This is a genomic window from Dyadobacter linearis (genome assembly GCF_907165045.1).
Taxonomy (GTDB): domain Bacteria; phylum Bacteroidota; class Bacteroidia; order Cytophagales; family Spirosomataceae; genus Dyadobacter; species Dyadobacter linearis.
In genome coordinates this window covers 1-23,001 of the sequence record NZ_CAJRAU010000015.1, presented here as the reverse complement: position 1 = coordinate 23,001, position 23,001 = coordinate 1, and the positions used below count along the sequence as shown (strand labels likewise).

Genomic DNA, 23,001 nt, shown 5'->3' with positions numbered 1-23,001 from the left:
AAAGATCTTGTTGGTGACTATTGGCCTGGTGTTCACCTCTTCCCATCCCGAACAGAGAAGTTAAGCCCAGAACCGCCGATGATACTTGGGTCAAACCTGGTAAAGTAGGTAGTCGCCACAATACCATTCAAAAGACCATCCCAAAAGGATGGTCTTTTTTGCGTTTGAAGCATGGTATCAACTCCCCAAAGGTTGCTGGGATCGCACAGACAGCCTATAATGTCTGCGTCAACATCTGCAAAAAGAAGATTTGCACTTTCTAACGCAAAGTAAACTAACAGTCGGATTAGCATAAATTTTTTATTTCACTTTTTACATCATATCTGTTTTTACTTATATTTGTCACCAGAAGACCAAATCAATAAATTAATGAGCGCATTCAATACTATATGGTGGTGGCGAGCACATCTTAACAAGATGGACGAGTAGGCTATTGTATAGTATAAAAAATATACTTCCAAACGGCTCGCTGTTCATCTCAGCGAGCCGTTTTTTTTATGCATTTATAAAATCATACTGATGAAAACCCTTGATAAAAGTTTTGCTATAACTACCCGATTTAAAAAGCTATTGGCTGACACGCTCACACCTGTGTCTATTTACCTAAAACTTCGAGATCGATTTGTAAACACGATATTGCTCGAGAGCTCAGATTATCATGGAAACGAGAATTCCTTCACCTACATATGCTGTGATCCAGTAGCATCCTTTAAATTAAATGCAGGCTCTGTCACTGAACAATTTCCGGACGGTACAAATAGCAGCTATGCTCTTGAAAATCAAAAAGACGCGGTTCAGGCGCTTTATGGTTTTGCTCAAAGCTTTAAAGCTGAAAAGACAACATTTCCTTTTATCACGAATGGTCTTTTCGGCCATATGACCTATGATGCGGTCACTTATTTTGAAGATATTTCCATACAGCCAGCTAGCCCGGAAACAGAAATTGATCAGATCTTTTATCAAGTATACAGATACGTTATAGCAATCAATCATTTTAAGAACGAACTGTACATATTTGAACATCAGTATGTTGGCGAAAGTGACGGCGCAGGAATTGAACAAATTGAAATTCTAATAAAGAACCGGAACTTTCCTAAATATGGATTTAATACCATATCTGATGAAACGTCGAATGTAACTGACGACGATATGCGGGCAGTGATACAAAAAGGGATTGATCACTGTCTCCGGGGTGACGTATTCCAGATAGTACCTTCAAGAAGATTCTGCCATAGCTTTCAAGGCGATGAATTCAATGTGTACAGAGCACTCAGGTCTATAAATCCATCTCCGTATTTGTTCTACTTTGATTATGGCAGCTATAAAATCTTTGGCTCGTCTCCTGAAAAGCAAATTTTTATCAAAAAAGGACAGGCCGAAATTCATCCTATTGCCGGGACTTTCAAACGAACCGGAGACGACTTAGCGGATGCAGAAGCTGCTCAGCAATTACTAAATGACCCGAAAGAGACCGCAGAACATGTAATGCTGGTCGACCTGGCCCGAAACGATTTGAGCAGGAGCTGCGACGATGTGAAGGTTACGAATTACAAGGAGGTGCAGTATTACTCCCATGTAATTCACCTCGTTTCTAAAGTGGTTGGCAAAATGAAAAAGGATGTCAATCCGCTGCAATTGGTAGCTGATACTTTCCCTGCAGGTACTTTATCGGGAGCGCCCAAACACAATGCGATGAAGCTGATCGACCAGATGGAGACCAGTAACAGAAGCATTTACGGAGGGGCTATTGGTTTCATGGATTTTAACGGTGACTTCAATCACGCGATCGCTATCAGAACCTTCCTGAGCAAGGATAATAACTTGTTTTTTAGAGCAGGGATGGGCGTGGTCGCAAAATCCGACGTCGAAAGTGAACTTCAGGAAATTAATAATAAGCTCGCTGCGCTGCGTCAGGCTATTAAGGTAGCAGGGGAAATATAACTGTAAAAAAATCTTGAAATAAAGATCCCATGAAAATTCTAGTCCTCGATAATTACGATTCCTTCACATATAACCTCGTTTACATTCTGCGCGAGTTGAACGATCACGTCGATATTTTTCGAAATGATAAGATTGGGCTCGATGAAGTGCAGGAGTACGATAAGATCTTGCTTTCTCCCGGTCCGGGTATCCCGTCAGAGGCGGGTATCATGCATGAAGTAATACGGCAATACGGCCCAAGCAAAAGTATTCTCGGAATCTGCCTTGGCCACCAGGGAATAGGCGAAGTGTACGGAGCTACATTGCAGAATATGACTGACGTTTTGCACGGAATCAGCGATACTGCGATTGTAACCGATCCTGAAGAACGTATTTTCAAAGGACTTCCAAATGAATTTAAGGTAGGCAGATATCATTCCTGGACAGTTATTCCCGAATCCTTTACCGATGACCTGACAATTACAGCATTGGACGAGCAGGGTAGGGTAATGGGACTTTCTCACAAAAAATTCGATGTAAAAGGACTCCAATTCCATCCTGAGTCAGTATTGACCGAACACGGTAAAACAATGCTGGAAAACTGGCTAAAAATCTAATTGAGAACTAACCCAAAGCATTGACCCATTGAAATAGTTTACGCATGAAAAATATTCTGAGTCACCTTTTTGAATATAAAATCCTAAGTAAGGACCAAGCCAAAGATGTTCTGATCGGGATCAGCACAGGAAAATATTCTAACTCCGAGATAGCCTCTTTTCTAACAATCTACGCGATGCGGAGCATTACCGTCGAGGAATTGGAAGGGTTCAGGGATGCAATGCTGGAACTTTGCCTCTCTATAGACCTTTCGGCTTATGATCCTATCGATGTGTGCGGGACGGGCGGCGATGGAAAAGATACCTTCAATATCTCTACTTTGTCATGCTTCGTTGTGGCAGGCACCGGTCAGAAAGTCGCCAAACACGGTAATCACGGCGTTTCTTCACTTTGTGGCTCGTCTACTGTGCTGGAATATCTCGGAGCACGTTTCAGCAATGAAAAAGATGTTTTGGAAAAGAAGATTGAAGAGGCTGGTGTCTGCTTCCTGCATGCGCCACTTTTTCATCCTGCTATGAAAAATGTAGCGCCTGTCCGCCGTGAACTTGGTGTCAAAACTTTCTTCAATATGCTGGGCCCAATGGTGAATCCGGTATCTCCCAAAAAACAGCTTGTAGGGGTATTCAGTCTTGAATTAGCGCGTCTTTTTGCTTATCTTTACCAACAGACGGATAAGAAATTTTTAGTTCTTCACGCGTTAGACGGTTACGACGAAGTGTCATTAACAGGCCCTTTTAAAATCATTACAGCTCACTCCGAGCAAATACTTTCTCCCTCAGATTTAGGGCTTCAAACGCTACGCGCACAGGATCTGGCCGGCGGTCAGACAGTGAAAGATTCCGCTGATATTTTCATGAATGTTTTAAATGATACTGCAACTTCTTCACAAAAGCAGGCTGTACTGGCGAATGCTGCATTGGCACTGCATTGTGCTAATCCCGAATTGCCATTACTGGATGCGGTAGAAGCTGCCCGTGAATCTTTGGAGAGTAAAAAGGCGTTATATAGTTTCAAAAAACTGATTGAAGCATAGCAGGCAGCTTTACTAGACCTATGTTTTTAATTATCAGACCCTTAAATGAATATATTAGAAAAAATCATAGCTAGAAAAAGAACTGAGATCCTCGAATCCAAGAAGGAGAAATCTTTTGCAGATCTTGAAAAGGGGATTTATTTCTCTAAATCAACGATCTCTCTGGCCAAAGCTTTAAAAGCTGCTACAACTCCCCAGATCATTTCAGAATTCAAGCGGAAGTCGCCGTCGAAAGGCATTATTAATGACCAGGTGAGGCCGGAATTTGTGACGAAAGATTATGTGGCAGCAGGAGCAGTTGGTTTGTCTGTACTGACAGATCAGGATTTTTTTGGCGGGTCATTTGATGATTTTTTGCAAGCGCGTGAAGCTAATCCCGGCATTCCGATGCTGAGAAAGGACTTTATAGTGGACGAATACCAGCTTTTTGAAGCCAAATCAATAGGAGCGGATGTTATTTTGTTGATCGCGGCTTGTTTAACTCCTTCCGAGGTAGCAGATCTGAGTCGGAAAGCGCACGAACTAGGGCTTGACGTTTTGCTGGAAGTTCATAACCAGCAGGAACTGGAAGAAACTATTGGCGACCACATTGATATTGTGGGCGTTAATAACCGAAATCTGAAAACTTTTGAAACTTCAATCGAAACTTCTATTGCATTAAGCGAACAGATTCCTGATTCGTTTGTTAAAATATCAGAAAGTGGTTTGAAAGACGCTGATACAATTGTCAGACTATTTCAACATGGTTACAAAGGCTTTTTGATTGGTGAAACTTTTATGAAGACTGTAAATCCTGGAACCGCACTTGCAGATTTGCAGAAAAACTTAGCTCAACATAGCAATTTAAATTCCCTGATTCTATGAAAATTAAAGTTTGCGGATTACGCCAGCAAAGCAATATTGAAGAAGTGGTTGCTCTAAAACCCAACTTTATAGGATTTATATTTTACGAAAAATCCGCTCGCTTTGCAGGAGAAGAATTAAGTGAGGAGTATGTTAAAACTATTCCGCAAAACATAAAAAAGGTAGGCGTATTTGTAAATGCAAGCCCTGGCCACATTTTGAATATGGTCAAAAAATATGACTTGCAATATGCGCAGCTTCACGGAAATGAAATGCCCGATATCTGTCGCAGCATTCGCCAAAAGGGTGTCAGCGTGATTAAAGCATTTTCGATCAACGAGCAGTTTAACTTCGCAATGCTCAATAATTACAAATCTTTCTGCGATCTTTTCCTCTTTGACAGTGCCGGAGCTAATCCGGGCGGAAACGGGACTTCGTTTGACTGGAACCTGTTAAAGAAATACGATAATGAAAAACCATTTTTCCTCAGCGGGGGAATAGGGTTGGACAATATCGACGATATCATTGAATTGTCAAAAACATTACCTGTTTACGGAATCGACGTCAACAGCAAATTTGAAACTGAGCCAGGGGTAAAGGATATTTCAAAACTGGAAGAGTTATTTAATCTGATCCGGATCAAAGAAAAAGAGGAGGCGGAAGCTTAATAATCTTATGGAAGAAACATTAGAAAAGAAGACCTATCAGGTAGATCCCAGCGGATATTACGGAAGTTTTGGAGGCGCATTCATTCCTGAAATGCTGTATCCAAACGTAGAAGAGTTGCGGGAAAACTATTTGCAGATTATCAACGACCCTTCTTTTCAAAAGTCCTATAACGACTTGCTTCGCGATTATGTAGGCCGGCCCACACCACTTTACCGTGCGAACCGGCTTTCAGATAAATACAATACCAATATCTTCCTGAAAAGGGAAGACCTGTGCCACACTGGCGCACATAAGGTCAATAATACGATCGGCCAGATATTAATGGCGCAGCGATTGGGCAAAAAACGCATTGTAGCCGAAACCGGAGCTGGCCAGCACGGTGTGGCAACTGCGACTGTATGCGCATTAATGAACCTCGAATGTGTCGTATACATGGGCGAGCTGGATATTGAGCGCCAGGCCCCGAATGTAGCCCGCATGAAAATGCTAGGTGCCGAGGTAAGGCCGGCAACCTGCGGGTCCAGAACGCTGAAAGACGCTACCAACGAAGCAATGCGACACTGGATAAATAATCCGGTAGATACGCACTACATTATTGGCTCTGTGGTAGGTCCGCACCCGTATCCTGATATGGTTGCCCGTTTTCAATCCATTATTTCCGAAGAGATAAAATGGCAGCTCAAAGCACATACCGGCAAAGAAAACCCGGACTATGTACTTGCCTGTGTTGGCGGCGGAAGTAATGCTGCCGGCGCATTCTATCACTATCTCGCGGACGAAGATGTGAAACTGGTGGCTGTGGAAGCTGCCGGAATGGGAATTTCTTCCGGACATTCTGCTGCGACAACTGCATTGGGCAAACCTGGCGTGCTGCACGGAAGCCGCACTATCTTAATGCAAACCGATGACGGACAGGTAGTTGAGCCTTTCTCCATTTCAGCAGGACTGGATTACCCGGGAATCGGACCGCAGCATGCGTATCTTTTTGATAGTGGCAGAGGGATATTCCTATCGGCGACTGATGAAGAAGCTGTTCAGGCTGCATTTGAATTAACGCGGCTCGAAGGTATTATTCCTGCACTTGAATCTTCGCATGCATTAGCTGTTTTGGGCAGATTAGGTGCTGCGCAAAGTGAAACTGTGGTAGTGAACCTGTCGGGTAGGGGAGATAAGGATATGGCCACTTACATGAAATACATCGATTGATTTTCCACTTATTTTTGAATATATATGGCGACTTTAACACTGCCCGAAGTTTTTGATCTGAGATTGAAAATCAAGGAGCTGGAAGGTAAGATTAACTCCGGAGAGCTTTCTCTTTTTGAAAGATGCGATCTGGAAGATGAGGTTCTCGAACTAAAAGAAAAACTAGGAGAATTTGACCGGCTTAAATTCAGCGATGAAGGCGAATGCCTCAACTGCTCAGCTTAGAAACTATCTGCATTTTATCTAAACTCCATACAATGAATCTAAAATCCCTGTTTTTCGCCTGTCTGTTCCTTCTTGGATCAACAGTTTTTGTTTCAGCCCAAACCACTGCTTCTAAAAAAATGCTACGTCACGTTGTACTATTCAAATTCAAAGATTCGGCAACTCCTGCTCAGGTGAAAGAAGTGGAAGAAGCATTCAAAGCACTTCCATCTAAAATCAAAGAAATAAAAGGACTGGAATGGGGTACTAATAATAGCCCGGAAGGTCTGTCACAAGGTTTTACGCACGTATTCTTTGTAACATTTGACAGTGAAGCCGGCCGCGAAGTATACCTGCCTCACCCTGATCACAAAGCATTCGGAAAGGTATTGGGACCTCATCTTGACAAAGTATTGGTTGTTGACTACTGGACTAAAGAATGAACCGGATAACAGAACTTTTTCAGCAAAAACAGCCGGGAGACGGCGGGTTGCTGAATGTTTACTTTACTGCTGGATTCCCGGAGCTGAATGATACCACCCGCGTTTTGCAGGCTTTGCAGGACGGCGGTGTCGATCTGGTAGAAATCGGTATGCCCTATTCTGACCCAGTTGCAGATGGTGAGACGATCCAGAAAAGTAATGACCGGGCGCTGGAAAACGGAATGTCGGTAAAGATCCTATTCGAGCAGTTGCATAATATGCGTGAAAAAGTGTTCGTTCCGGTGCTATTGATGGGTTATGTAAATCCCGTTTTGCAGTACGGAGTCGAGAATTTTTGCCGCAAATGTGCAGAGGTAGGTGTCGACGGATTGATCCTGCCTGATATGCCGATGGATGTTTATCTGAATGAATACAAATCCATATTCGATCGATACGGAATCCTTAATATTTTCCTGATCACGCCTCAAACGTCAGAAAAGCGTATCAGGCAGATTGACGAAATCAGTGAAGGGTTCATCTATACTGTTTCCTCAGCGAGTGTTACGGGCTCAAAAACGGGCGTTAGCGCGGATATGGAATCATATTTCGCCAGGCTTAATGCAATGAACCTGAAAAATCCCCGACTGATCGGTTTTGGGATTAAGGATAATGCCACCTTCACGCAGGCTTCGCAGCAAGCAGCCGGGGCGATTATCGGTAGTGCATTCATCCGTCTTTTGCAGGAAACTTCCGATCTGGAACAGGACGTGAAATCATTTGTAAGATCTGTAAAGAACTATCCGGAAACCGTTGAAATATAAATACTGCCGAAAAGGCGCTCTTCAGGCACTGATTTTGTACAAACAACTCGCGTAGGGTTGTTTGTTTTTTTATAAAACCACGTGAACATGAAAGTACGATTCCTTTTGATTGCAATGCTGTTGTGCAGCGTCAGTTCCGCATTCGCGCAGCTCAAACTAGACGTTGAGGGTGGCCTGGTTTTTGGCACTAATTATAACAAAGTAAGGATACCGAATATCGGCGGCACGACGGTGAATCTGGCTGAGGACCTGACTATCGACCCAAAGTTATTTTACCGGATCAGGGCGGGGTATTTGTTTGGAAAAAGACACAATGTATCGCTGCTATATGCGCCGCTTTCAGTGACTTATAACGGTTCTTTTAAGCAGGATGTTAACTTTAATAACATCAATTTTGTCGCTGGCCAGCCGGTGAAAGTCAACTACAAATTTAATTCCTACCGGCTAACATATCGCTACGATATTGTATCACGCGCACGCTGGCTGGTTGGGTTAGGTTTAACCGCCAAGATCCGGGATGCAGATGTGCGGTTCAGAAACGAATCACAGGATACGCATTTTGACAATCTCGGATTTGTCCCGCTTGTCAATTTCTACGCTGCATACAAGCCTTCCTACCATTGGTCCATTATCCTGGAAGGCGACGCGCTGGCCTCTAAATATGGACGTGCGGAAGACATCTTTGCGGGTGTAGCTTATCAGATCAACAACAAGGTTGGCATTAAGCTGGGTTACCGCGTAGTGGAAGGCGGTGCTGACGTGGACGATGTTTACAACTTCAACTGGATCAATTACGCTTCCGCCGGGCTGCTTTTTTCTCTGTAATTTCCTGAAAATTCACTATATTTCTTCGTTTAAAGCATATGCGGGTGATCGGTAATTTTTAGTTCTCGCATACGTTATACAGTCCACAGTTATAACGAAATAAATATGGCCCCTTTCACCCCGGCAATGGAAGGCTTGTTGCTGCGAATTCAGGAATACCGTCAGAAATATTATCAGAATCAGTTACTAAAAGGCATTATCTTCTCGGTAGGCCTGCTGCTGACTGTTTTTCTGTTTTTCAATACCATCGAATATTTCGGTCGTTTCAGCTCGCTGGTGAGGGGAATGCTCTTTTTCGGGTTCCTCGCGGTTTTGGCTTTCTCGATTTTTCAGTGGGTTATTCAGCCTGTTATTCATTTATCCGGAATCAGAAAGCCTATTTCTGATGAAGACGCTGCATTACAAATAGGCCAATACTTCCCGGAAGTGGGAGATAAGCTGGTCAATACCTTGCAGTTAAGGGGTTTATCAGGCATGCAATCCGACCTTATTGAGGCTAGTATACGCCAAAAGTCAAACCAGCTCCTTATAGTCCGGTTTTCGGACGCAATACGGTTTAATGAAAATAGAAAACGCATTAAATACGCGATTTATCCTCTGGCTGCTATTGCCGCGATCCTGCTATTTAATCCCGCATTCTTCTCGTCAAGTTCAGACCGCATTATTAATTTTCAGAAGAATTATACTTACGCCCCATTCTCATTTATTCTTCAAAACAAAAATCTGAAAGCCTTTCGTAATGAGGATTTTACATTAAAACTAAAACTCGAAGGAGAGGCGCTTCCTGCTGCTGTTTACCTGGTTCAAAACGGTTCCAGATTTAAGCTGAATTCGGAAGGTAACCGCACGTTTTCCTATACTTTCAAAAATCTTCAGCGCGACGTAGCTTTCTCTTTCGACGCGGCTGGCTTCGCATCTGATGAATACCGCATTCATGTCAACGAGCGGCCTTCATTGCTTTCTTTTGACGTAAATCTGCATTATCCTGCCTACCTCAACAAACCTTCGGAGGGGCTGAATAACGTAGGAAATCTCTCAGTGCCGGAGGGAACCACCATTGAATGGGATTTCAATACTTCCGCGACTAAATCACTTGCTATCAGGTTCGAAAACGATTCGAGTTTGTATCGCGCTAAAGAAAGTGATGGGGAACATTTTCAAGTTCGTAAGTCGGTGAGGAAATCGGCTCAATATCAGGTTTCTCTTAAAAATGATCAGACGGAGAATGCGGATAAGATCGGGTATTTCATCAATGTGATTCCTGATAAACATCCTGTTATGAACCTTGAAAATTTTCAGGATACAACACTTTACAATTACCTGGTACTCGGCGGCTCTATCAGTGACGATTACGGGTTTTCTCAGCTCAAAATGTTCTATTCGGTAAAAAGAGAAGGAGCAAAAGAGCCTTCGCAGCCAAAAGGTATTCCAATTCCGTTTAACAAAACAGTCAATACGCAAAGCTTCTTTTTTCAATGGTATGTAGACAGCCTGCAACTGGCACCGGGCGATAAGATCGAATACTATGCGCAGGTTTGGGATAATGACGGAATTAATGGAGCGAAAAGTACCCGGTCAAGATCAATACAGTTTACAGTACCTTCCAAAGACCAGCTCGAAGCCGATATTAAAAAATCGGAACAGGAAACAGAAAACCAAATGCAATCTGCCTTGAAGAAAGCGCAGAGTTTGCAAAAGGATATAGAAAATCTGGACAACCGTTTAAAAAGCAACAAAGAGCTCGATTTCAAAGAACAGAAACAAATTGAGGAAGTTTTGCGGAAACGCGAGGAGCTGATGATGGAACTGGAAGCCTTGCAGGAAAAGCACCAGAATTCGAACGAAAAATCAAAGCAATTCAACCAGCAGAGCCCGGAACTTCAGGCGAAGATCGAGCAGCTGCAAAAGTTGATGAACGAACTCAAAGATGAGAATACTGAAAAGCTTTATCAGGAACTGAAAAAATTGCTCGAACAGAAACAAAGCGAGCGAATGTCGAGCATGATGGAAAAGCTGCGCAACAAGGAACATAACCTTGAAAAGGAGCTGGAAAGAACCATGAAGCTTTTCAAGCAAATGCAAATGGAGCAGAAAATGGAGAATCTGGTTGAAAAACTGGACGACCTTGCTGAAAAGGAAAATGCATTGGCTGAAAAAACCGAACAGACTGACAAGACGAAAAATAACGAAGAGAAAAAAGGCAAAAATGAAGAGCTGAAAAAGGAGCAGGAGAAAATTCAGGAAGATTTCAAAAAAGCGCAGGAGAATACCAAAGAAATCGAGAAAATGGGTGAGGAACTGGAAAAGCCTGTCGACACCCAGGAAGAAGAGCAAAAAAGCGCCGCTGAGCAGATGGAGCAGAGTAAGGAGCAGTTGGACAAGCAACAGAATCCAAAAGCTGCTCAGTCGCAGAAAAAGGCCGCGGAAGCGATGAAGAAAATGTCGAAGTCGATGGCTGAGTCAATGGAAGCGGCGGAGATGGAACAAATGCAGGAAAACCTGGACGCGCTCCGGGATATTCTTGAAAACCTGATCACACTTTCTTTCGACCAGGAGGCGCTGATGAAGGATTTCAAAGGAGTAAGCTTGCAGGATCCTCGATTTGTAAAGCTTGGCCAGCAGCAACTGAAACTGAAAGATGATGCGAAAATTGTCGAGGACAGTTTGTATGCACTTGCCAATCGCGCCGAACAGATCCAGTCTTTCATCACACGCGAACTGAACGATATGAAATCGTACATGGACGAAAGCGTGAAGAGCATTAAGGACAGGCAAATTAATACCGCCACTTCGAAGCAGCAATCTGCGATGACTTCCATGAACAACCTGGCGCTGATGCTGAGTGATGTATTCAACCAAATGCAGCAGCAAATGGCGATGGCAATGCCGGGAGCAGGAAAAGGCAAAAAAGGGAAGCAGAAAGGCGAAAGTCCCGGAATGGGCGAAATGCAGGAAAAGCTGAATGGGCAGATCAAGCAACTCGGAAAAGGGGAGGGGCAGGAAGGACAAGGCAACAATTCGGAGAAGCTTGCGAGAATGGCGGCCGAGCAGGCTGCGATCCGCAAAATGATACAAGACCTAATGGAATCTCAAAAAGGCACCGAGGTAGGCAAACAAATGGGCAAGGAGTTGCAGGAGATATCTGACAAGATGGACGAGACTGAAACGGATCTCGTGAATAAGAGGATCACGCCGGAGCTAATTAAACGCAACCAGGAAATTACGATCCGGCTACTGGAATCGGAGAAGGCAATGAAGGAGCAGGACGAGGATGAGCAGCGAAAAGCGCAAAGTGCCAAAGAGCTTCCGCGCCAACCGCCAGCTGCATTTGAAAAATACATTCGTGAAAAAGAAAAGCAGACCGAACTGCTGAGAACAATCCCGCCGACATTTTCGCCATTTTACAAACGCGAGGTAGATTCCTATTTCCGCAAATACCAGGCAAAGAACTGATCGTACTTCCATTCTGTTGAACTGGCAGGACAGGTTTTAACACGTTTTAACAAGCCGTTGTTCTGAACCGGCTCCTGCCAGTTCTTTTGTTAGGAATATCCTTGCTATTTTTGTAAAATATTTACCATCAAATCTTTAAGCAAAACAGGCTTTGACACTTAATTGCTCGCAGCCTGATTTGCCCTAATCGCATGCTGAATTTCTTCTCTGAAGACGTCGATTTTGACTTGCCTCGTCCTCAAAAAACCAAGAAATGGTTAAAAACTACCTCTGAATCAGAAGGTTATGAAATAAACGAGCTGAATTACATCTTTTGCTCGGACGAATACCTGCTGGAAATCAACAAACAATATCTTGATCACGACTATTTTACGGACATTATAACGTTTGACAATAGTGAGGAAGACAACAAATTGGAGGGAGATATTTATGTGAGTATAGACCGGGTGAAAGAGAACGCAGCTACGTTTCAGGTCGATTTTGAGACCGAGCTGAGGCGCGTTCTGGTTCATGGACTACTGCATTTGACGGGCTACGGCGACGCGGATGAAGAGCAGAAAAGCCTGATGCGGGCGAAGGAAAACCAATACCTTACGCTCTTTTAATTAAAATTCCACGTGGAACACTTTAACTAAAGTGGTTTAACAAGAATACAAATATGTTTCAAGAATATGATGTGATTGTAGTAGGAGCAGGCCACGCGGGTTGTGAAGCCGCCGCTGCCGCTGCGACTATGGGATCGAAGGTGCTACTGATCACAATGAACATGCATACCATCGCACAGATGTCATGCAACCCAGCAATGGGCGGAGTGGCAAAAGGGCAGATCGTGCGGGAGATTGACGCGCTTGGCGGACAGTCGGGAATTGTGAGTGACAAGACTATGATCCAGTTCCGGATGTTGAACTTGTCAAAAGGTCCCGCCATGTGGAGCCCACGTTGCCAAAGCGACCGTGCCATGTTTGCCACGGAGTGGCGCAATATTTTGGAGAATAATCCAAACGTCGATTTCTGGCAGGATACCGCCAAGGAGCTGCTAGTTGAGGACGGTCAGGTGAAAGGTGTGAAAACCAGTCTGGGTATTGAAATCAAATCCAAATCAGTAGTGCTCACGAATGGAACTTTCCTGAATGGACTGATCCATATTGGCGAGAAAAACTTTGGTGGCGGTAGAACAGGGGAGAAGGCGGCGACGGGGTTAACCGAACAATTGGTTCAGCTGGGCTTCCAGGCTGGCCGGATGAAAACAGGAACGCCACCAAGAGTAGACGGCCGCTCACTGGACTATTCCAAAATGGAAGAACAGCCAGGCGACGAAAAGCCAGCCAAATTTTCATATACCGACACCAAGCCACTCGCTAAACAAAGGAGCTGCTGGATTACCTATACAAACCAGGAAGTTCATGACGTACTGAAAACAGGATTTGAAAAATCTCCGATGTTTTCAGGACGTATTAAAGGACTTGGACCTAGGTATTGTCCTTCGGTGGAGGATAAAATCAACCGATTTGCAGACAAAGATCGGCACCAGATTTTCGTAGAGCCGGAAGGATGGGATACCGTGGAGGTATACGTGAATGGTTTCTCGACTTCGTTGCCGGAAGACGTACAATATGCTGCATTGCGGAAGATACCCGGATTTGAGAATGCAAAAATGTTCCGTCCCGGATATGCGATCGAATACGATTATTTCCCGCCGACGCAATTAAAGTCTACGCTTGAAACGCACCTTATCAAAAACCTATTTTTTGCAGGACAAATCAACGGGACTACAGGCTACGAAGAAGCGGCTTGCCAGGGTTTGATGGCGGGTATTAATGCGCACCGGAATGTAAACGATTTGTCTCCTTTCGTTCTGAAAAGATCGGAAGCTTACATTGGCGTATTGATCGATGATTTGATCAATAAGGGTACAGAAGAACCATATCGCATGTTTACGTCCCGGGCCGAATACCGGACTTTGCTGCGCCAGGATAATGCGGATATCAGGCTTACTGCAAAAGGTTATGAAATTGGCCTGGCCAGTGAGGATCGCCTGGATGCTGTTAAAAAGAAACAAAACGAGGTGGAGCATATTATATCCATTTTCGCAACGACCAAAGTAAGCCCGGAAGAAATTAACGGCGCATTGGAGCAGATGGAAACTGCACTGCTGAGAGAGAAAACGACGCTATCCCAATTACTGAAACGGCCCCAAATATCAGTTCAAAAATTGGCCGAGCACAGTAGTATTGTAGCAGGACTGATCGCAGCATTTGAAGAAGAATCAGTTCAGCAAGCGGAGATCAATCTGAAATATGACAGCTATATTGAAAAAGAAATGCTGCTTGTAGACAAGATGAACAGGCTTGAAAACCTGAATATAATTGACAATTTCAATTACGATATTGTTACTTCTCTCTCTTACGAAGGCCGTGAAAAACTAAAAAGGACGCGCCCTTCAACGATTGGCCAGGCTTCGCGAATCAGCGGCGTGAGTCCGTCGGATATTTCTGTTTTAATGCTTTATATAGGACGCTAATTGGAAACACTAGACAAATGCCCGGTGTGTGGTAAATCGCATTTTCGCGAGTTTATAGTTGCAGAAGACTACACAGTTTCACATCAACAATTCCAGATCCAGCAATGCGATTCGTGTCAGTTTCTGTTCACGAATCCCCGGCCGGCGGAAAGTGAAATTGGTCCGTTTTATGAATCGCAGGAATACATTTCCCACCACGACGATGCGAAGGATCTAATGAGCCGGGTTTATAATTCAGTTCGGGATTACACTATTCAACAGAAGATAAAACTGATTAACAAGTACACTACTCAAAAAGGAACATTGCTGGATATCGGATGCGGGACCGGCAGTTTTGCGAGTGCTATTCAATCAAATGGATGGAAAGTGAATGGTACTGAGCCGGATTCCGGCGCACGTGCTGTGGCGCAGAAAAGGATAGGGGATAGGGTGTTTGACAGTATTTCTGCTCCCGAACTCACCAGCCAGCAATTTGACGCGATCACGATGTGGCACGTTCTGGAACACGTACATCAGTTGAATGAAACAATCGACTGGCTGAATGCACATTTGAAGCCAAACGGTACGCTTGTAATCGCGGTACCTAATCCGGAGTCGTACGATGCTGCTGCTTATGGAAAGTTTTGGGCTGCTTACGATGTGCCGCGCCACTTGTATCATTTTACCAAAAACAGCATGAAATTACTGCTCGCTAATCACGGATTTGAAGTACAGAAAACCCTTCCTATGTGGTTCGATTCGTTTTATGTGAGTATGCTCAGCACAAAGTACCGGCATAAGAAGATTGATGTTGTAAACAGCGCGACAACCGGGCTGATGTCAAACTGGAAGGGAAGGGTTTCAGTCGGGCAGGAAATCAATACTTCCAGCATTATCTATATTATTAAAAAGAAATAGCTTCCAATTACTCCGAAAAGCCCCTGTACGAAATAGTACCGGGGCTTTTTAATACTGATAAATTATGATCCGTACCATTCTGTTTGCATTGCTACTACTATTCCTGTTCGATCGCTGCGCTCAGCAAGTTTCGCCCACCGGCGGAAAAAAAGATTCAATCCCACCTAACCTTGTGGAGAGCAACCCACTCAACAAGACGCTCAATTTTAAGGGCAAAAAGGTAGAGTTGTTCTTTGACGAATATGTGGTCGTAGATAATATCAATCAGAAACTGGTGATCACGCCCGAAGCCGACAACCCTTATTCATACAAACAGAACGGGATGTCCGTACTGCTCTCATTTAAGAATGAGTTCAAGGACAGCACTACATTCACACTTAATTTCGGGGATGCGATCAGGGATTTTGCCGAAAAAAATCCTGCTAAGAATCTAAAAATTGTGTTCAGCACAGGCTCTTCACTTGATTCCGGGAGGGTGTATGGAACACTGAAAGATATGCAGACAGGCCGGCCGCTATTTGATGCATTAGTAGGGCTGTACAACATCAGCGACACACTCGATATCACAAAGCAGAAACCCTATTACTTTTCCCGAACCGACAGCTCTGGTGTTTTTTCAATCGAAAATATACAAACCCGTGCCTACAAACTCATTGCGATCGACGATAAGAACCGAAATATGCTATTCAATGCGAAGGATGAAAGAATGGGTTTTCTGGAAGAAAGTGTAACCGCAGGTGTAGACTCTGTTTCTTACAATATCTCGATGTTTCTATCAGATAATACCCCAATTAAAATCCAGCGGACAATACCCAAAGTGAACAACTATTCGGTGGTATTTAATAAGCCGGTGGAGCGGGTGAATGTTACTTTCATGAATAAGGACACGCTGCCGTATCTGCTAGAAGCGGGCGGCTCGCTCAAATTTTTTAACGTAGAACCGCATCCTGACTCTACTTTGGTTAAGTTAACCGCCATAGATTCATTGGGAACATCAGCTGATTTTGAACAAAAAATTGCTTTTCAGCAGCAGCGGGGAAAAGACCGGCAGCGCGATGCATTCTCGCTGACAACGCTGCCCGAACCGAATAGACCGCTCGAAAATACATTTACCTACAAGCTCATTTTGAATAAGCCAGTGAGGTCTCTGGATGACAAAAACATCACATTGATCACGGACAGCTTGTCGCACGAGCCGCTCAGTTCATTTCAATGGAGCTGGAATGCGAATCATAATATCGCTACAATTACGGCCAAATCCTTCGCGAAGGATTCAATCAAATGGGACATTCCGAAAGGAACAATCGTGAGTGTTGAAGGTGACACTTTACCTAAAACCTTCCTCAAACATCCTGTTTTAAATGAAGAAGATTATGGAATTATCAAGGGTAGGGTAGTGAATCCGGATACCGCGAGTAACTACATTGTCGAGCTGGTTGATGAGCAATACAAAATGGTTAAGGTGAAGGAAGGTACAACCTACACATTCAGCCAGGTTCCTCAGGGAAAATACTTTTTAAGAGTAACTGTGGATAGAAACCGGAACCATCGGTGGGATACCGGAGATATGAGCAAGAATCGCCAGCCTGAACCGATTTTATATCTAAAAGACAAAATCATTTTGAAGGCAAACTTCGAACTGAATGATATCAATATCACCATAAATGAAAAATCTAAATAGTTATCCCTATAGTGTGGATAACTATGTGAATAACGACCAAATTTTGTTGGTAATAGCTAACATTTTGTGGATAACTCGGTGTATAACTCTGAAAATTGGTTGATAACTAAAGGCTCAGTTCTCTCCAGTGGACAAACTACCACCTAACCGGAAGTTAACACCCTGTTGATACACTGTAGAGAATGTGGATTGTGAAAATCGAGCGATACCTCCTTTTATCCACACTCGCATCTACGACAAATAATAATTACATTGTATTTCAGCTCCTTAACCAAGTGGAAAACTCAAATGTTTATCCCCAAAAGCCTAATACTTATCAACAAAATGTGGATAACTGTGTTGATTAATCGTGGATAAACGTTTTATCTACATATCCACAGTGCTAGAGAAGGTAATAATTAAAAACAAAAAGTTCTTTTCTTATTATGAAAAAGGTCTGCGAGTTATTGGTAATAGGAATTTTGGTTTCCGGCGGGGCGGGAGCGGCGCTGGCCCAGAGCGAGAAGGAGATGGCCGAGGAATACTTCAAGAACGGAGATTGCGAAAAGGCAATTACGTACTACGCGGCGCTATTGAAGACCACGTTTGACAAGGCTTCGGTTAAGAATTATAATGCGTGTATAATCAAATCAAAGGAATGGACGGCGGGGGATCAGTTCTACAAAAGGCAGATCAAGGCAGACGCAAATAACGCAAGCTGGTACAACTTGTACTGGGGATTGATGTTAGAGGCGCAAGGAAAGGCGCAGGAAGCGTCCAAAAAGCATGAGCAGGCAATCGTGTCATCTGGTCTGAGGATTGAGCTGAAGCGTGATTTAGCAGAGGAATACAGGAATGTGAGCCAACCTGAATGGGCGAAAAAAATACTGCTTGAAGCGCGTCAATTAATCAAGCGCGATGACATTTTTCAGCTTGAACTGGCAAGTGTTTACCGGGATCTGAATGATCCTGAAAAGATGATCGATGAGTTGCTTTCTTACGGAATGCGGTATCAGAATACGGAGGTAGTGCAGAACATGCTGCAGGATTTTACCAAAGATGAAAAAGAGCAGGCGCTATTAGAAAAGGTGCTATATGATAAGATTCAGAAATTTCCGAATGAGGGTTTCTATAATGAGTTGCTGATCTGGTATCAAATTCAGAAGAAGGATTTTTATAAAGCATTTATCCAAGAGCGCGCGCTCGACAGGAGATTCAAGCACAATGGATCACGGCTGTATAACCTGGGAATGCTGGCTTTGCAAAATGTGGATTACCAAAATGCCGGCGCGATTTTCGATCATTTGGTAAAAGAATATCCCAAAGGTCAGCTGTATCCCGTATCTCGCAGAATGGCCATTTTCGCACGCGAGGAGCAGGTTAAAAATACTTACCCTATCAACAGGTCGGAAGTGCAGAAACTCCTGGGACAGTACCAGCAATTGGTAGATGAACTGGGTATTAATGTGCGAACAATCGAAGCTTTGCGAAATATGGCGATCCTGTATGCTTTTTATATGGATGATTTCAAAAAAGCGACGGAGACTTTACAAATTGCAATTTCGGCAGGGAAGCAGGAGAAGAATTTTGTAGATAAATGCAAGCTCGATCTAGGCGATATATACCTGCTGCAAGGTGAACCCTGGGAAGCAACGCTCGTATACTCGCAGGTTGAAAAATCGCAGAAGGACGATTTACTCGGCTACGAAGCAAAACTGAGGAATGCGAAACTGCATTATTTTAAAGGTGAGTTTGAGCTGGCAAAGGCAGTACTGGATATTCTAAAAAAAGCTACTTCCAGGGAAATCGCTAATGATGCGAATGAACTTTCGTTGCTGATCATGGACAACACAGGATTGGATAGCACGGAAACGGCAATGCGCCAGTACTCGGCTGTAGAGCTTTTGCTTTTTCAAAACAAGAAGTTCGAAGCGATCGATAGTCTGAAGAGTTTGTATAAAAGATATGAGAAACACAGTTTGACAGACGAGATTATTTGGCTAACTGCTAGAACCTATATTAAGCTTGACAGTAACAGGCAGGCGCTTGATGAGTTGAATATGTTGTATACGAGCTTTGGTCATGACATTTACGGAGACGATGCATTGTTTGCAATGGCCAAACTTTACCAGGAGAAATTAAATGACAAGGATAAGTCGATGAAGCTTTACCAGGAGTTAATGGAAAAATATCCGGGTAGCATTTTTGTTGCAGAATCCCGAAAGCGTTTCCGGGTGTTGCGCGGAGATGTGATCAATTAACAAAATCTTAGCAGAAAATGTAAAAGGGTGAAAAGTTGCGACTTTTCACCCTTTTACATTGTAGTATTCCCAGGTTTGTACCCGATTCGCAGCTTATATTCAAATCTAAGGCGGCTGAAATGCGGATTTGTTTAATGTAACCTACTCAATAATAGCTCCTTGAATGCAGAAAAGTCTGCTTTCATTTTGATGGACACTTTTTCAATATGAAGCAAAGATTCCAGACGAGCAGGTATTTCAATCTTTTCTCCCAAAGTTTCTTCCACTAAGTCGATGAATTTCGCGGGATGAGCTGTCGACAAGAAAACGCCGGTAAAGTCTCCGCCAATTTTTTCACTGTACTCTTTCAGGCCGAGGTAGGCGACGGCTGTGTGCGGGCACATCACATAATCTGAGTTTTCATAAACCTGGCGCATTGCCTCCCGGGTTTGCTCGTCGTCGAAGAATGTACCAAATATCTTTTCGGTCGCAGATTTCCAATCATCACCAAAAAATCTTTTTAATCGCACGAAATTGCTTGGGCTACCTACATCCATTGCATTGGAGATTGTCTCAATAGAAGGAGCAGGTTCGTAAGTGCCAGAAGCGAGATACCTGGGCACTGCATTATTCAAATTGGTAGCGGCCACAAAATGCTGTAAAGGCAACCCCATTTTGCAAGCCAGCAATCCTGCACTCAAATTTCCAAAGTTCCCGCTTGGAACGGAAAAAACGATTGGTTTGCCAAGCTTTTTCAATTGTGCGTAGGCAGAGAAGAAATAGAAAGATTGCGGAATTAATCTTGCAATATTTATTGAGTTGGCAGACGCCAGGTTGAATTTGCTGCTAAGTTCACTATCGAGAAATGCGTCTTTTACTAATTGCTGACAATCATCGAAGGTACCGTCAATTTCAATAGCAGTCACATTGTGACCCAGCGTAGTTAACTGTTTCTCTTGAATCTCACTCACTTTGCCACTTGGATAAAGGATCGTGACGTCGATTCCTGGCACTTTATAAAAACCTTGCGCAACAGCCCCGCCAGTATCCCCCGAAGTAGCAACCAATATATTTATTTTCTTCTCAGATTTGATTAAAAAATGGGACATAACTGCCGCCATGAATCTTGCCCCGAAATCCTTAAACGCCATGGAAGGACCATGAAAAAGCTCCAAAACATAATTGTTGGTACCGATTTCAACTACGGGTGCATCGAAATCATAGGCATTTTCAATCAGGTCTTCCAGTTCAGTCCTGGTAATCTCACCTTCAAATAATGTATCTGCAACTTCAACCGCGATTTCTTTAAAAGATTTGTTTTGAATATCTGCTAAAAATTCATCTGATATCTTTGGGAAAGATTCTGGCATGTAAAGACCGTTGTCCGGAGGTAAGCTATTAAAAATTGCTTCTTCCAGTGAGGCTTTCAGGCTTTCCGTTTTGGTACTGTAAAATTTCATCTTTATATAAAATAGGTTCCTGAATTTGGAGTGCAAATTTAGTCAAAATACAAGCGTTAAGCGATTTGGGACTGAAACTTATATTAAAAAAGAGGTTGGTTATCAATCACATCAGCTCGCCAGAAGTGCTGATCCAGGATCGGATTTAAATTTTTTTTGTTCTGTAAATGTTCAATTGACAATCTAATAAATCAATAATATGTCGATAGGTATTTTTAATGTTCCGGCTGCAAGGAACGAACCGGTTAAGAACTATGCTCCAGGAAGCCCGGAAAGAGCGGAATTGAAAGCTGCGATAGCCGAGGCAAGATCGAAGGTGCTGGATATTCCCCAATATATAGGTAGTGAAGAAGTTTTTAGCGGCAATAAGAAGCGCATATCGCCACCTCACGACCATCAGCATACATTAGGATATTTTCACGAAGGAACTGCCGAAGATGTAAAAAATGCGATCGATGAGGCGCTGAAAGCAAGATCTCAATGGTCTTCCCTGAACTGGGAGCAAAGAGCGGCGATTTTCTTAAAAGCGGCAGATTTAATAGCCGGTCCGTATCACGCTGAAATTAATGCAGCTACCATGCTGGGACAGTCAAAAAATGCTTACCAGGCGGAAATCGATTCAGCCTGTGAGATCATAGATTTCCTGAGGTTGAATGTCAATTTTATGCGGGAAATTTATGAGGGACAACCTGTTTCTTCTGACGGCGTATGGAACCGTATGGAATACCGTGCGCTGGAAGGCTTTGTTTTTGCGATCACTCCGTTCAATTTTACTGCTATTGCGGGCAATTTGCCAGCGGCTCCTGCTCTGATGGGCAACGTAGTATTATGGAAACCTGCTTTCACGCAAGTTTATTCGGCGAATGTGATTATGAAGGTTTTTAAGGAAGCAGGGTTGCCCGATGGTGTCATTAATATGATATTGGTAGATGGTCCGGCTGCTGGAGATATTGTTTTCAACCATTCGGAGTTTGCAGGAGTTCATTTCACCGGCAGTACAAAAGTATTTCAGACTATCTGGAAGACTATCGGTGATAATATTTCAAACTATAAATCCTTCCCAAGAATTGTGGGAGAAACTGGCGGAAAGGACTTCGTACTTGCTCATAAGTCTGCTGACCCCAAGGCGGTTGTGACGGGGCTAATACGGGGTGCGTTTGAATATCAAGGCCAGAAATGTTCGGCTGCTTCAAGGGCATATATTCCGTCAAATATTTGGGAAGAGGTCAAGGCGCAAATGCTGGTTGACTTGGAAGAGATAAAAATGGGTGGGGTGGAAGACTTTGGCAATTTTGTCAATGCAGTAATTGATGAAAAGTCTTTCGATAAAATCGCATCCTATATAACGGATGCACAAAATAGCCCAGAGGCGAAAATAATTGCAGGAGGGGCTTTTGATAAGATTAAAGGATACTTTGTCCAGCCAACAATTATTGAGGCTGCCAAGCCTGATTATGTGACACTCTGTGAAGAGATCTTTGGCCCTGTGTTGACTGTCTATATATATGACGAAGATAAGTTTGAGGAGATCATTGATATAATAGATAAAACGTCACCTTATGCTTTGACAGGTGCTGTCTTTTCAAAGGATCGTTACGCAATCCAGTATGCGACTGATAAGCTGGTTAACTCGGCGGGTAACTTCTATATTAATGACAAGCCTACGGGAGCAGTAGTTGGTCAGCAACCTTTCGGTGGTGCGCGGGCTTCGGGTACCAATGACAAGGCGGGTTCGATTCTAAACTTGCTGAGATGGGTTTCCCCGAGAGCAATTAAGGAGACGCTGGTTTCCCCGAAAGATTATAGATATCCTTTCCTTTCCGTTGAATAATTGGATCTCAACGAGGAATAATTTTATTTCTTAAAGAACTTTTAAAGATTCAGACTTTTTTTTTGACTGACTCTTGGATGCACAAAATCTTTTTCTACCTTTGCAATCCCAATCGCAAACAGAGGAAGAGAAAAGAAGAGAAGAAAGCGTGATTGGTCCCGTTCTTTGACATGATGAGATAGACCAAAGGAGTAAGAAAAACTCGTTTGAAAAGAATCAGGCACCATTTTTCGAAATAGGTGCCAAAATAAAATTTACAATGGAGAGTTTGATCCTGGCTCAGGATGAACGCTAGCGGCAGGCTTAATACATGCAAGGCGAAGGGGCAGCAATGTCACTGTCGTACGGGTGCGTAACGCGTATGCAACCTACCTTTTA

18 protein-coding genes and 2 rRNA genes are annotated in these 23,001 nt (G+C 43.4%); 19 read left to right on the top strand and 1 reads right to left on the bottom strand.

What is annotated here, in order from left to right:
- The first annotated feature begins 9 nt into the window (after positions 1 to 9).
- The 17 genes from rrf to KOD92_RS27025 all read left to right on the top strand — a co-directional run bounded on the left by rrf (position 10) and on the right by KOD92_RS27025 (position 19,353).
- A 5S ribosomal RNA gene (gene rrf, locus KOD92_RS27105) occupies positions 10 to 121 on the top strand.
- A 398-nt stretch (positions 122 to 519) separates the two neighbouring features.
- On the top strand, positions 520 to 1,941 hold the full coding sequence (locus KOD92_RS27100) for an anthranilate synthase component I family protein (RefSeq protein ID WP_215236747.1): 1,422 nt from the start codon (positions 520 to 522) through the stop codon (positions 1,939 to 1,941).
- Between the two features lie 29 nt (positions 1,942 to 1,970).
- Positions 1,971 to 2,537: an anthranilate synthase component II gene (locus KOD92_RS27095; RefSeq protein ID WP_215236746.1), complete on the top strand. Its 567-nt coding sequence runs from the start codon at positions 1,971 to 1,973 to the stop codon at positions 2,535 to 2,537.
- A 44-nt stretch (positions 2,538 to 2,581) separates the two neighbouring features.
- A complete protein-coding gene (gene trpD, locus KOD92_RS27090) occupies positions 2,582 to 3,571 on the top strand; it encodes an anthranilate phosphoribosyltransferase (protein WP_215236745.1) in 990 nt (329 codons plus the stop codon).
- 45 nt (positions 3,572 to 3,616) lie between these two features.
- Positions 3,617 to 4,435, top strand: a complete 819-nt coding sequence (gene trpC / locus KOD92_RS27085) for an indole-3-glycerol phosphate synthase TrpC (protein WP_215236744.1) — start codon at positions 3,617 to 3,619, stop codon at positions 4,433 to 4,435.
- Positions 4,432 to 5,082: a phosphoribosylanthranilate isomerase gene (locus KOD92_RS27080; protein ID WP_215236743.1), complete on the top strand. Its 651-nt coding sequence runs from the start codon at positions 4,432 to 4,434 to the stop codon at positions 5,080 to 5,082. The genes trpC and KOD92_RS27080 overlap by 4 nt, the downstream gene beginning before the upstream one ends.
- A gap of 7 nt (positions 5,083 to 5,089) precedes the next feature.
- Complete coding sequence (gene trpB, locus KOD92_RS27075) at positions 5,090 to 6,289, top strand: tryptophan synthase subunit beta (RefSeq protein WP_215236742.1); 1,200 nt, start codon at positions 5,090 to 5,092, stop codon at positions 6,287 to 6,289.
- A gap of 24 nt (positions 6,290 to 6,313) precedes the next feature.
- Positions 6,314 to 6,514, top strand: a complete 201-nt coding sequence (locus KOD92_RS27070) for a hypothetical protein (protein ID WP_215236741.1) — start codon at positions 6,314 to 6,316, stop codon at positions 6,512 to 6,514.
- Positions 6,515 to 6,633: 119 nt separating this feature from the next.
- Positions 6,634 to 6,936: a Dabb family protein gene (locus KOD92_RS27065; protein WP_229254917.1), complete on the top strand. Its 303-nt coding sequence runs from the start codon at positions 6,634 to 6,636 to the stop codon at positions 6,934 to 6,936.
- Positions 6,933 to 7,736: a tryptophan synthase subunit alpha gene (gene trpA / locus KOD92_RS27060; RefSeq protein ID WP_215236739.1), complete on the top strand. Its 804-nt coding sequence runs from the start codon at positions 6,933 to 6,935 to the stop codon at positions 7,734 to 7,736. Before KOD92_RS27065 ends, trpA begins: the two co-directional genes overlap by 4 nt.
- An 87-nt stretch (positions 7,737 to 7,823) precedes the next feature.
- Positions 7,824 to 8,561, top strand: coding sequence for a porin family protein (locus KOD92_RS27055; protein ID WP_215236738.1), 738 nt, complete (start codon positions 7,824 to 7,826; stop codon positions 8,559 to 8,561).
- Positions 8,562 to 8,687: 126 nt separating this feature from the next.
- Positions 8,688 to 12,014 (top strand): DUF4175 family protein, encoded by a 3,327-nt coding sequence (locus KOD92_RS27050; protein ID WP_215236748.1) that lies wholly within the window; start codon positions 8,688 to 8,690, stop codon positions 12,012 to 12,014.
- A 191-nt stretch (positions 12,015 to 12,205) separates the two neighbouring features.
- The gene (gene ybeY, locus KOD92_RS27045; RefSeq protein ID WP_215236737.1) at positions 12,206 to 12,619 is read left to right on the top strand and encodes an rRNA maturation RNase YbeY; all 414 of its coding nucleotides are present in this window, start codon (positions 12,206 to 12,208) and stop codon (positions 12,617 to 12,619) included.
- Between the two features lie 53 nt (positions 12,620 to 12,672).
- Entirely contained in the window at positions 12,673 to 14,535 is a 1,863-nt protein-coding gene (gene mnmG / locus KOD92_RS27040) for a tRNA uridine-5-carboxymethylaminomethyl(34) synthesis enzyme MnmG (protein ID WP_215236736.1), read from the top strand.
- A complete protein-coding gene (locus KOD92_RS27035; RefSeq protein ID WP_215236735.1) occupies positions 14,536 to 15,432 on the top strand; it encodes a class I SAM-dependent methyltransferase in 897 nt (298 codons plus the stop codon).
- Positions 15,433 to 15,496: 64 nt separating this feature from the next.
- A complete protein-coding gene (locus KOD92_RS27030) occupies positions 15,497 to 17,113 on the top strand; it encodes an Ig-like domain-containing domain (RefSeq protein ID WP_215236734.1) in 1,617 nt (538 codons plus the stop codon).
- A 425-nt stretch (positions 17,114 to 17,538) separates the two neighbouring features.
- A complete protein-coding gene (locus tag KOD92_RS27025) occupies positions 17,539 to 19,353 on the top strand; it encodes a tetratricopeptide repeat protein (RefSeq protein WP_215236733.1) in 1,815 nt (604 codons plus the stop codon).
- A gap of 131 nt (positions 19,354 to 19,484) precedes the next feature.
- Here KOD92_RS27025 and thrC read toward each other — a convergent pair whose 3' ends face one another.
- Positions 19,485 to 20,792 carry a threonine synthase gene (gene thrC / locus KOD92_RS27020; protein ID WP_215236732.1) on the bottom strand — a complete coding sequence of 436 codons (1,308 nt, stop codon included), beginning with the start codon at positions 20,790 to 20,792 and terminating at the stop codon, positions 19,485 to 19,487.
- A gap of 199 nt (positions 20,793 to 20,991) precedes the next feature.
- On the opposite strand from thrC, the gene pruA reads away from it, so the two are divergent.
- A complete protein-coding gene (pruA, locus tag KOD92_RS27015) occupies positions 20,992 to 22,623 on the top strand; it encodes an L-glutamate gamma-semialdehyde dehydrogenase (protein WP_215236731.1) in 1,632 nt (543 codons plus the stop codon).
- Positions 22,624 to 22,879: 256 nt separating this feature from the next.
- Positions 22,880 to 23,001, top strand: a 16S ribosomal RNA gene (locus tag KOD92_RS27010); the annotation flags it as partial.